Genomic DNA, 11,155 nt, shown 5'->3' on the forward strand with positions numbered 1-11,155 from the left:
TTCGATTGGCATTGCAAACTTGCACAGGACTCTAGAGTTTTTGCGAACACGTATCTAAGGTTTTGCCTACGCCGCTCCCCCGGCCGCGTCGCAGGCGCTCCGGGGCAACCGAACCGTCCCGACCCCGTAACGGAGAGGACCGTCATGTCCGTCTGGACACGGCCCCTACGCGTGCTGCTCGCCGCGCTGATGGTGGCCGCCGCGCTCACCGCGGCGCCGCAGGGCGCGTCGGCCGCCGACCCGCCGCCGTCGCCGAACGTGCACGTCTTCTACTACTCCTGGTACGGCAACCCGGCGGTGTACGGCCAGTACCGCCACTGGCAGCAGGGCGGCCACACCCCGCCCGCCGACGTCGGCGCGAACCTCTACCCGAAGCTCGGCGCGTACGACTCCGGCGACTACGCCGGCGCGGTCGCCCAGCACATGCAGTGGATCCGCCAGTCCGGCGCGGGCGTGCTCGTCTACAGCTGGTGGGGTCAGGGCTCCTACGAGGACAACCTGGCCTCGGGCGTGCTCGCCGCCGCGGCGGCGCAGGGCCTGAAGGTCGCCTGGCACCTGGAGCCCTACGCGGGCCGCACCGCCGCCTCCACGGTCGCCGACATCAACTACCTCAACAGCCGGTACGGCTCCAGCCCCGCCTACTACCGCGACGCCGCACACGGCAACCGCCCCGCGTTCTACGTCTTCGAGAGCCTGCTCATCGCCGACTGGTCGCCGATCGCGCCGCTCAAGAGCGCCAACATCATCCTGGCGCAGACCACGGACACCTCGAAGGTCACCCACTTCGGCGGCATGTACACCTACGACGGCATCGCCGGGTCCACCGCCCCCGGCTGGGCCGACGCGAGCGCGTTCTGCAAGGCCAACGGCCTGATCTGGGCCCCGTCCGTGGCCCCCGGCTACCTCGACGACCGCGCCGTGCCCGGCAACACCACCCCGACCGTCGGCCGCGCCGACGGGGCGACCTACGACCTGCAGTGGAACAACGCGCTGAACCCGGCGACCGGCGGCCTGCCGGACTGGGTGTCGATCACGTCGTTCAACGAGTGGCACGAGGGCTCGTCCATCGAACCCGCGCACGCCACCCCGCCCTCGGGCTTCGGCTACCAGACCTTCGACGGCGCGTACGGCCTGTCCGGCGCCGCCGCCGAGACCGCGTACCTGACCCGGACCCGCTACTGGGCCACCGAATTCGCCAACCGCTCCGGCCCCGGCGACGTCGTGCCGCCGACCGCGCCCGGCAACCTCACCGTCACCGGCAAGACCGCGACCAGCGTCTCGCTGTCCTGGTCGCCGTCGACCGACAACGTCGGGGTCGTCGGCTACACCGTCTACCAGGAGCTGGGCGCGACCGACAACGTCGTCGCCGCCCCCACCGGCACGTCGGTCACCCTCAACGGCCTCACCCCGGCGACCGCCTACTCCTACTACGTACGCGCCCGCGACGCCGCCGGAACGATCTCCGGACCGAGCAACACCGTCACCGCCACCACCGACCCGCAATCACCGACCGTCAACCTGGCCCTGAACCGCCCGGTCACCGCGTCCAGCACCAACGGCGGCTTCCCCGCGGGCAACGCCGTCGACGGCAACGCGGGCAGCTACTGGGAGAGCGTCAACAACACGTTCCCGCAGACGCTCACCGCCGACCTGGGCAGCGCCGTGCCGGTCACCCGGACCGTGCTGAAACTGCCCCCCGGCTGGGGCGCGCGCACCCAGCAGATCGCCGTGCACGGCTCCACCGACGGCGTGACCTGGCAACTGCTGTCGGCCGCCGCCGGCCGCCTGTTCGACCCGGCCGCCGCCAACACCGTCGACGTGGCCCTGACCTCGGCCACGGTGCGCTACGTGCGGCTGACCATCACCGCCAACACCGGCTGGCCCGCGGGCCAGATCGCCGAGTTCGAGGTGTACGGCGGCACCGCCCCCGTCGACACGCTGCCCCCCAGCGTGCCGGGCAACCTGACCGTCACCGGCAGGACGCAGACGACGGTGTCGCTGTCCTGGACCGCGTCCACCGACAACGTCGGTGTCACGGGATACCGGGTGCTGCGCAACGGCACCCTGTTCGGCACCGCCTCGGGGACCGTGTTCACCGCGTCGGGCCTGGCCCCGGGCTCGACGCACACCTTCACCGTCGCGGCGCAGGACGGGGCGGGCCTGGTCTCCGGGCCGTCGAACGCGGTCACCGCCACCACCGACCCGGCGGGCAACGTGAACCTGGCCGCCGGGCGGCCGACCGCCGAGAGCGGGCACGTTCAGGCGTACGGCGCGGGCAACATCACCGACGGCAACCGCGACAGCTACTGGGAAAGCCCGAACAACGCCTGGCCGCAGTGGGCGCAGGTCGACCTCGGGTCGAGTCTCGCACTGTCGCGGCTGGTCCTGAAGCTGCCCGCCCCGGCGGCGTGGGCGACCCGCAGCCAGACTCTGTCCGTGCTCGGCAGCGACGACGGGATCACCTGGCGGACCCTGGTGCCGTCGGCGACCTACACCTTCAACCCGAGCACGGGGAACACGGTCACGATCACCTTCGCCGCGAACCCGACCCGCCACGTGCGCGTGGTGTTCACCGGCAACACGGGCTGGCCCGCGGGCCAGCTCTCCGAGCTGGAGGCGTACGCCTCCTGACCGAGCCGCCCGCCCCGGAGCGCCTCCCACGTGCGCGCCGGGGCGGGCCTATACCCTGGCGACTTCTCCGCAGCTTCGGCCATGCCTGTTCGCATTGGGCTGGCACCGGGTCGCCATACTATGTCCTGTGTCTTGGGAAGCCATCGGAGCCATCGCGGGAGTAGCCGGCACATTCGCGGCGATCGTCTTCGGGCTGGTTTCCGTGTTCCAGGCGAGGAGACGTCGTTCAGCCAAAGCACAGTCAGGTGATTCATCCCCGGATGATCGCGCCGACGGCAGCCTAGGTTCACCTACTGAGGCCAGGGCGCACCAATACGATGACGCGGGCATTGCGGCACTTGCCTCTGGAACCCTCATCGGACTCGTGTTAGCGGTTGGCACCGCGATCTGGGAGAATTCCGTCGATTTGAGTACGGCTGATAGGAATGACTGCATAAGCGTCAAACGCCAAGTGGATTGCGACGACCCGTCAGCCCAGTACAAGATCTCGAATATTTACGTCGATGAGGAGAAGGGGAGCAAGCGCTGCGACCCTCTGGAATCAACCTGGGTCGAGCGCTATAGCGCAAGCGTTTCCGGCCCAGCCGAGCCGGCGCTGTTCTGCCTCACACCGCTACCCTGACGCTCGCGGTAGCGCCATGTCACGGTGTCCCTTCGAGCATGGCGTGGTGGATTATCCAGCCGAAAGCGAGAACCTCCTCGCCGTCGAACTCGAGGCCGACAATGCGGTTGAACAGGTGGTCGCGCTGAGTGCCGCCCATGCGGTGCACCGCGCAGGCGATCCAGCCGGAGCGCGGGGAGGCGGGGGCGGACAGGAGGACGTGCTTGCCGCAACGGTGAGACATGGGCTGACCTCGAGGTTCGGGGGCTGTCGACGGTAGCACCGCGGCGGCGTGCCCCCAAAGTGCGCGCAAGGTGTTCACGCCCTGCCGACAGCCCCGCCCCGGTTCCGTGGACCAGGGAAGGAAAGATCATGACCTATACTTGCCGAGCCGAAGGCCTGGTCAAGCGGCACGGCAAGACCACCGCGCCAGCCGGTGTCGACGTCGAACTCAACCCCGTCGCCGACGCCACCGCAGCCGCCAGCGGCCTCATGCTCGGCGCCCCGTCACACTGAACACCTCTGATCAGCGGCACTACTCGCCGTATCCGCCCCCTGGCCGTCTGCGCCTGACCCCACACCTTCGGCTCCACGCTGACCGTCCGCGGCACGGTCGGCCTGCGCCCGCCTAAGTCCTACGGCGCGGATCTAGATGATTTGTCGTCGCTGGAGCGACGACAAATCATCTAGATCCGCGCAAGTCATCTAGATCCGGGCGCACCTCACAGCGATTGGGGGAGTCGGAGTCAGGGGTCCACCGCGTCGAGAAAGGCGACGCGGTCTAGCGGGTCGCCCTCGCGGAAGGAGCAGTGAAGGCCGGGTCGGCGGCGAGCCAAGCGGTCAACCGCAGTACGTCCGGGCCGCCCAGATCGCGGCTGCCGCGCAACGCGCCGACCGCGTCACGCCGATCACCCGCCCCTCGCGCCCGGTCGCCCGGACCCGACGGTGCCCGCAGCGCAAGATCGTCGGACTTGCCAGGCAGGTGTGCGTATCCTGACCCGCGATACGCCCGGTTTCCGGCAAGTCCGACGATCTTGAACGTGTCGGCCGGCCCCGCCATGTCGGGGCCGGCCGTGGTGCGGTTACGGAAGCTGGTAGTTCGCGTTCAGCGCCGCGCCTCGACCCGGCTGGGTCTCGTCGTAGCCGCGGGCGTTGCACTGCAGGCCACCGCGGATGCAGTGGTTGACCAGGGCGGCCTGCGTGGCCGGGTCCCAGGCGTTGAAGAAGTCGTAGTGGAACGAGTAGCCCCGCCCGCTCGACAGCCGCACCTGGGACATGTCCCCGCTGACCGGGAACGCCATCTTGAACTCGATCATCGGCAGCGCCACCGGGTGGCTGGCCGGGCAGACCAGGTTCACCGGGTACGCCATGTGGCTCTTGTGGTCGGGGGTGTCCAGATAGAGGCCGTTCCAGCAGCTGGGGGCCTGGTAGCGGACGTTCACCTGGGTGCCCGCCGGGCAGTACGCCGGGAAGTCGGCGTTGTGGTAGCTCTCGCCGCATTCCCAGCCCTCGACCGAACCGAACATGAACTGGTCGGCCGTGGCGTTCGGGCTGCCGACGACGAAGCGCAGGCCCGGCGGGAACGGCCGGACACTCGTGTAGTCGTTGACACCCGTCTTGTAGTAGATGACCTGCGGCCCGACCGGTGTGACGACCTGGTTGCCGTTGTACATCGTCGGCATCCAGTACCCGGACTTGTCGCCCGGGGCCACGCAGGTGGTGCCGCCGGCCTGCAGCGTGGACAGCGTGCTGGCGGCATTGGTGGTGCGGTTGCCCATGAACGTGTGCATGTGCGACGCGCCGGGCAGGCCCGGGTAGACGATCGGGTCGTCGGGCCGGTCGTGGCTGAACCCGCAGTTGGCCTGGAACTCGTGGAAGTAGGCGTGCGGCGGGTTGTAGGTCGACGGCGTGACGCCGGTGACCTGCGGGTTCGCGAGCACGTACCCGGTGGCGGGCGGCGTGGTGCCGTTGTCGCCGTAGACCTGGAACTCCCACAGCGAGTAGCCGTAGCCGCCGTTGCGGGCGGTGCCGTACATCCGCACGTAGCGGCCGTTGCCCGTGACGTTGAGCGTCTGGGTGCCGCCGGTGCTGCTCGTGGTGCTGTAGATCGAGGTCCAGTTGCTGCCGTCGGCGGAGACCTGGATCTGGTACGCGGTCGCGTACGCGCCCTCCCACTGCAGCACCACCTGGGTGATCGCGGCGGTGGAACCGAGGTCGACGCGCAGCCACTGCGGGTCGCTGAACTGGCTGGACCAGCGGGTGGCGGGATTGCCGTCGACGGCCGCGGTGGCGGGGGTGCCGCCGTTCTCGGTCGAGGACGCGGTGGCCGGCCTGCCTTGCGAGAGCAGGGTGACGGCCGCCTGGGCGGATTGCATGGGCACCACGGTGACCAGTGACGCCAGCAGGGCCGCGGCGGCTAGTCCCGCGAACCTGGAGCGCCTCGGCCGGCTCTGGCCGATGGATGTCATCGAATCTCCCGGAGGGTGGGGGCTCGTCACACCGGGACGGTGCGGCGAGCCGGGACGGACGGTCCGCACCACGGGGCCGACGACGGGCATGGCGTCTCGACACCGCGGTACGATGGAGAGCGCTCTCCAACAGTGTTACGCCGGACCCGCACATCCGTCAATGCGTCGTCCACTTTGCCCCGTTGGCGACACTCGCCACGGCAGCCCGAACACCCACCAAACCAAGGTGTACGCCAACGATGCGCGCCAGAAAAATGACTGATAACCGTGCAATTCAGACCGATTCCGCGAGGGTATTGACGAGCGGCAACATCCGCGTAACATCTCCGCTGTGGAGAGCGCTCTCCATCGCCGGTGCCGCCCCTGGATCCGAGGCGGCGGCACCGGCGTCACGCACCGACGGCGGCCCTCGCAGACCGGCGCCGGTGCCCGGAGAGCGCACGCCACCCGACGCGGACCCCTCGCGTCGCGGAGATCGCCGCTTCCGGTCAGGACCTGTCGGGCGCCCGCCGGTCCTGACCGGGCAGCGCGAGCTCCGTCCGCCGCCACGGCCCCGAGCCGGGCACCCCGGCGGTGACCTCCAGCGCGTCGACGGTGTTCACGGCGACCAGCGCCCTGCCGTCGTCGAGGACCAGCTCCAGCCCGCCCAGCAGCCACGCCTCGATCAGGCCGCCATCGTGGGCGTCGAAGCGGAAGTCGTGCTCCAGCACCCGCACCGCGGTCACCGTCGCGCCGAGCAGCACCGCCAGCTCGGGACGCCCGAGGTCGGCCCAGCCGACCTCCCGGTCGGGGTCGTCCTGCTCGTCGGTGTCCGGCAGCGGGTCCGCGGCCAGCTCGTCGCGGCTCACATAGAACCGGTCGAAACCCTCGGCGGCCAGCTCCAGTCGCTCGCCCGCGAACTCCAGCACGACCGGCAGCGTCGTGCACCGCTCACCGTCGCCGAGGTGACAGAGGCCGCGCATCCCGGTGAGCCTGCGCCCGACCAGCGAACGCAACAGGTCGCCGTGCGCGTCGAGCAGGCCCGCGACCGTGGTCACCGGCACCGGCCGATAGCCCACCATCCCCCACACCGGCGTGATGCTACCCGCGGCGTTCCCGCTCGACCGCGACCATCAGCGACGCTGACGCCGACGCGGCTCCGGCACCCGGGCCGCAGGGCCGAGGCCTGCCGGCAGGCGACCGCCGCCAGCTGACCACCGCCAGGCGAACGCCAGCAGGCGACCGCCAGCAGCCGACCGTCGCCAGCCGGCCCCATCCGGGGCGCGGCTAGCGGTGGCCGTTGCCTTCGGTGCGCGCCTCGACCGCGTCCAGCGCGGCGCCGGCGCGTGCGGCGTCGGCCGGGGCCAGCCGTTCCACGATCCGGCGGATCTCGCGGAGCTGGTTCTTGATCTCTTCCTGCTCCTCGTGCTGGAACGCGTCGTTGTCGACGATGAGTTTGCTGGCGAAATGCGCAGTGATCAGCGGGATCACGAAGAGGATCATGACCGAGATCAGGATTCCGGCCATCACCCGGCCCTGCCAGGTCTCCGGGTAGGTGTCGCCGTAACCCACGGTCGAAGCGGTCACCACCGACCACCAGAGCGCGTCGCCCAGCGTCTTGTGCTCCTCGACCAGCCAATAGATGCAGCTGGACGCCACGATCAGCAGCAGGTAGCTGACGACCAGCGCCTTCGGCGAGTTGGTGAAGCGTTTGAGCAGGCTCACGGCACACATTGTGCAGCCGCGCGCAACCGCGCGTCAGTGGCCGACCGGAGGGCACGCACGGCATCCGATCGGACGGGCGCGAGGGCGCGGAAATGTCGCCCCCGTCGATTAGAATGTGTGTACGAAAAATAATCGCTGAGCTGCGAACGGAGCCGACATGCCCACCCCTCAAGCGACCGTCGCCGACACCCCCGCCAAGCCCCTGCTGCCCTACGCCACGCTGCTGGCGTTCACCCGCTACGTGGACCGGTCCGGCCCCGCCAAGGCGGCGTTCGTCGGCAAGCTGCGCAAGCAGCGCGAGACCGGGCGCGGGTTCAACCCGCACAGCCGGCTCATCAAGGCGCTCAAGACCGACATCGACCAGCACACGCCCGGCACCCACCTGGTCGAGGTCAACGACGTGGTCGATCCGCGCTGGCAGCGGCTCTACGCGTCGCTGACGGCGGGTGCGGCCAGCTACCTGACGTCCATCGAGGGACAGGGCTGCAGGCTGACGCAGACCAACGACGCCCTCGCCATGATCGGCGACCTGCCGGTGCGCATCAGCGCCCACTTCGGGCTGCGTTATGAGGACGGCCGCAGCGAGGCGGTCCGGCTGCACTTCGACGAGGAACCGCCGACCGCTGATCTGATCATGGCGACGCTGCACCTGCTGCGGTCGAACATGGACCAGATCCTGCCGCACGCCGAGCCGGTGCTGGTCGACGTGCGGCGCGGCATCGCCTACCGCAGCGAGCCCGGCAAGGACGCCGACGTGGACCGCTGGCTGACCGGGGAGGCGGCGGGCTTCGCCGCGATGTGGAACGTCCCGCAGCACTGACCCGCACGCACGGCGCCCCGGCCCGCTGGTTCGCGGGCCGGGGCGTTCACGTGTGACGGTCGTCCCCCCACCGTCACCTGGGCTGAGCGCGACGGACGGCAGCGCTCAGACCAGGCCCGTCACAGGCCGTTGTCGCGGATGACCTGGGTGTACCAGCGGGCGCTGTCCTTGGGCACCCGGCGCTGGGTGTCGTAGTCGACGTAGACCAGGCCGAAGCGCTTGTCGTAGCCGTACGCCCACTCGAAGTTGTCCATCAGCGACCAGGCCAGGTATCCGCGCACGTCGGCACCCCGCTCGATCGCCTTGTGCACCGCCCGCAGGTGGCCGTCGAAGTACGCGATCCGGTCCGGGTCGGCGACCCGGTCGCCCTCCAGGATGTCGTGGTAAGCCGAACCGTTCTCCGTGATCATCAACGGGGTGCCCGGGTAGTCCCGGGACAGCCGGACCAGCGTGTCCGACAGGCCGGTCGCGTCGATCGGCCAGTCCATGCCGGTGACCGGCAGGCCCTGCGGCGGGAAGTCGACACCCTCGCTGCCCGGGTAGTTCGCCTGGCCGACCGCGCCGACCTTGGCCCGCACCAGCGCCGGCTGGTAGTAGTTCACGCCCAGCAGGTCGATCGGCGTCGAGATGATCTCCAGGTCGCCGTCGCGGATCGCGTCCGCGGCCCCGAAGCGCTCGAACAGCGGCAGGATGTCGGCCGGGTAGTGCCCGCGCAGCACCGGGTCGAGCCAGATCCGGTTCTGCAGGCCGTCGACGAGCCGGGCCGCGTCGCGGTCGTGCGCGTCGTGCGGGTTCTGCGGATCGACCCGGGTCAGCACGTGCGTGATGGACAGTTCGCGCGCGCCGCCCGCCCGCAGCGCCTGCGCGGCCAGGCCGTGGCCCAGCAGCAGGTGGTGCGCGGCGAGGTAGGCGGCCTTCGGCTCGCGCCGCCCGGGGGCGTGGTCGCCGCTGGCGTACCCGAGGAAGGCCGAGCACCACGGCTCGTTCAGCGTCGTCCACGTCGCCACCCGGTCGCCGAGCCGCGCGATGGTCGCCGCGGCCAGGTCGGCCAGGTAGTACGCCGTGTCCCTGTTGGTCCAGCCGCCGTGGTCTTCGAGGACCTGCGGCAGGTCCCAGTGGTACAGCGTCACCATCGGCGCGATGCCGTTGGCCAGCAGCTCGTCCACGAGGCGGTCGTAGAAGTCGAGGCCGCGCGGGTTGACCGGGCCCGAGCCGTCGGGCTTGATGCGCGGCCACGCCACCGAGAACCGGTAGGTGCCCAGGCCCAGCTCCGACATGAGGCGGACGTCGTCGCGGTAGCGGTGGTAGTGGTCGCAGGCCACGTCGCCGCTGTGGTTGCGATACACCCGCCCCGGCTCGCGGGACATGGTGTCCCAGATCGACGGCATGCGCCCGTCCTCGGTCGCCGCCCCCTCGATCTGGTACGACGCGGTCGCCGCACCCCAGCGGAATCCCTGGGGGAAGGACAGCCGCGCGGGCGCGGCGATCTCCTGTGGCAGAACGCTGGTCATCCCTTGATCGCCCCTTGCATGATGCCTCCGATGATGTGCTTGCCCAGCGCCACGAAGACGATGAGCAACGGGACCGTCGCGATGATCGTTCCGGTGAGCGACAACGAGAAGTCCGTGATGTAACCGCTGGCCAGCGCGGACAGCGCGACCTGCACGGTCGGGTCCTCCGGGGTGAGCACGACCAGCGGCCAGAAGAAGTCGTTCCAGGCCGTCATGAACGTGAGCATGCCCAGCACCGCCGCCGCCGGCTTGGACACCGGCAGGACCACGTGCCAGAAGATGCGCAGCGTGGTGCAGCCGTCGGCACGCGCCGCCTCGATCAGCTCGGTCGGCACGGCCTCCCCGAGGTACTGCGTCATGAAGAACACGCCGAACGCGCTGACCAGGCCCGGCGCGATGACCGCGTACATGGTGCCGGTCCACTCGATCTTGGCCATGAGCATGTACAGCGGAATGATGCCGAGCTGCGTCGGGACCATCATCGTCGCGACGACCATGACCAGCAGCGCGTTGCGGCCCTTGAAGTTCAGCTTCGCGAACGCGAACCCGGCCAGCGTGGAGAACAGCACCACGCTGATCGTGATCGCACCCGACACCATGAACGAGTTGGCCAGCGCCTTGGCGAAGTCGATCGTGCCGAAGGCCCGCTCGATGTTCTCGAACAGGTTCGGGCCCAGGCCGAGCGGCGGCGGGACCTGGCCCAGGATGCCGTTGTCGTGCGAGCCGACGACGAACGACCAGTACAGCGGAAACGCCGAGAACAGCGCCAGACCGGTGAGGGCGAGGTAGGTGAGCTTGCCGGGACGGCGCTCCACGAAGCCCTTGTAGCGTCGCGACGGCGCGGGCGCGGCGGCCTCGGCGGCGCGGTCCGGACGGGTCAACGTGGTAGTCATCAGGACCTCCGCAGGCGGCTGGTCAGGAAGTAGTTGATCGCCGCGACGATCACGATGATGCCGAACATCGCCCACGCCGCGGTCGAGGCGTAACCGAAGTCGAACCTGCTGAAAGCGACCTCATACAGGTACAGCGACAGCGTCTGGAACTGCCGGTCCGAGCCGCCGGTCATCGAACCGCCGCCGAACAGCAGCGGCTCGGCCAGGACCTGCATGCCGCCGATCGTCGAGATGATGACCGTGAAGATGATCGTCGGGCGGATCGCCGGAACCGTGATCCTCGTGAGCTGCTGGAAGCTGCTGGCTCCGTCGAGGGACGCGGCGTCGTAGAGGTCCTTGTTGACCGCCTGCATCGCGGCCAGGTAGATCAGGGCGTTGTAGCCCGTCCACCGCCAGAGGATCATCACCGAGATCGCGATCTGCGACGACGCGGTGCCGGCCTGCCAGTCGATGCGGCCCAGGCCCAGGGTCTCCAGGATCCAGTTGACCAGGCCGTAGTCCTTGCCGAAGATCTGCCCGAAGATGAT

11 protein-coding genes are annotated in these 11,155 nt (G+C 69.7%); 4 read left to right on the forward strand and 7 right to left on the reverse strand.

The window, feature by feature from the left end; all coding sequences use genetic code 11:
- The first annotated feature begins 144 nt into the window (after positions 1 to 144).
- Together AB0B35_RS06585 and AB0B35_RS06590 are read left to right on the forward strand one after the other, a co-directional pair.
- On the forward strand, positions 145 to 2,631 hold the full coding sequence (locus AB0B35_RS06585) for a discoidin domain-containing protein (protein ID WP_361041529.1): 2,487 nt from the start codon (positions 145 to 147) through the stop codon (positions 2,629 to 2,631).
- A 127-nt stretch (positions 2,632 to 2,758) separates the two neighbouring features.
- The gene (locus tag AB0B35_RS06590) at positions 2,759 to 3,253 is read left to right on the forward strand and encodes a hypothetical protein (protein ID WP_361041532.1); all 495 of its coding nucleotides are present in this window, start codon (positions 2,759 to 2,761) and stop codon (positions 3,251 to 3,253) included.
- A gap of 19 nt (positions 3,254 to 3,272) precedes the next feature.
- Here AB0B35_RS06590 and AB0B35_RS06595 read toward each other — a convergent pair whose 3' ends face one another.
- Positions 3,273 to 3,476, reverse strand: coding sequence for a hypothetical protein (locus AB0B35_RS06595; protein WP_361041535.1), 204 nt, complete (start codon positions 3,474 to 3,476; stop codon positions 3,273 to 3,275).
- A 128-nt stretch (positions 3,477 to 3,604) separates the two neighbouring features.
- Here AB0B35_RS06595 and AB0B35_RS06600 point away from each other — a divergent pair, with 128 nt between their 5' ends.
- A complete protein-coding gene (locus AB0B35_RS06600) occupies positions 3,605 to 3,748 on the forward strand; it encodes a hypothetical protein (protein ID WP_361041538.1) in 144 nt (47 codons plus the stop codon).
- 566 nt (positions 3,749 to 4,314) lie between these two features.
- On the opposite strand, the gene AB0B35_RS06605 is transcribed toward AB0B35_RS06600, so the two are convergent.
- The 3 genes from AB0B35_RS06605 to AB0B35_RS06615 form a co-directional block, all read right to left on the reverse strand.
- Positions 4,315 to 5,700, reverse strand: coding sequence for a DUF1996 domain-containing protein (locus AB0B35_RS06605; RefSeq protein ID WP_361041540.1), 1,386 nt, complete (start codon positions 5,698 to 5,700; stop codon positions 4,315 to 4,317).
- A gap of 488 nt (positions 5,701 to 6,188) precedes the next feature.
- Positions 6,189 to 6,770, reverse strand: a complete 582-nt coding sequence (locus AB0B35_RS06610; RefSeq protein WP_361041543.1) for a hypothetical protein — start codon at positions 6,768 to 6,770, stop codon at positions 6,189 to 6,191.
- A 196-nt stretch (positions 6,771 to 6,966) separates the two neighbouring features.
- Positions 6,967 to 7,404: a potassium channel family protein gene (locus tag AB0B35_RS06615; protein WP_361041549.1), complete on the reverse strand. Its 438-nt coding sequence runs from the start codon at positions 7,402 to 7,404 to the stop codon at positions 6,967 to 6,969.
- A gap of 157 nt (positions 7,405 to 7,561) precedes the next feature.
- Between AB0B35_RS06615 and AB0B35_RS06620 the strand changes: the two genes are divergently transcribed.
- Complete coding sequence (locus AB0B35_RS06620; RefSeq protein WP_360540526.1) at positions 7,562 to 8,224, forward strand: hypothetical protein; 663 nt, start codon at positions 7,562 to 7,564, stop codon at positions 8,222 to 8,224.
- A gap of 119 nt (positions 8,225 to 8,343) precedes the next feature.
- On the opposite strand, the gene AB0B35_RS06625 is transcribed toward AB0B35_RS06620, so the two are convergent.
- The 3 genes from AB0B35_RS06625 to AB0B35_RS06635 all read right to left on the reverse strand — a co-directional run.
- On the reverse strand, positions 8,344 to 9,735 hold the full coding sequence (locus AB0B35_RS06625; protein ID WP_360540524.1) for a GH1 family beta-glucosidase: 1,392 nt from the start codon (positions 9,733 to 9,735) through the stop codon (positions 8,344 to 8,346).
- A complete protein-coding gene (locus AB0B35_RS06630) occupies positions 9,732 to 10,628 on the reverse strand; it encodes a carbohydrate ABC transporter permease (RefSeq protein ID WP_361041552.1) in 897 nt (298 codons plus the stop codon). The genes AB0B35_RS06625 and AB0B35_RS06630 overlap by 4 nt, the downstream gene beginning before the upstream one ends.
- Positions 10,628 to 11,155, reverse strand: a 528-nt coding sequence (locus AB0B35_RS06635; RefSeq protein WP_361041555.1) for a sugar ABC transporter permease, incomplete at its 5' end; no start/stop codon positions are given. The genes AB0B35_RS06635 and AB0B35_RS06630, both read right to left, overlap by 1 nt.

Source organism: Catellatospora sp. NPDC049133 (genome assembly GCF_040648455.1).
In the GTDB taxonomy this organism is placed as follows: domain Bacteria; phylum Actinomycetota; class Actinomycetes; order Mycobacteriales; family Micromonosporaceae; genus Catellatospora; species Catellatospora aurea.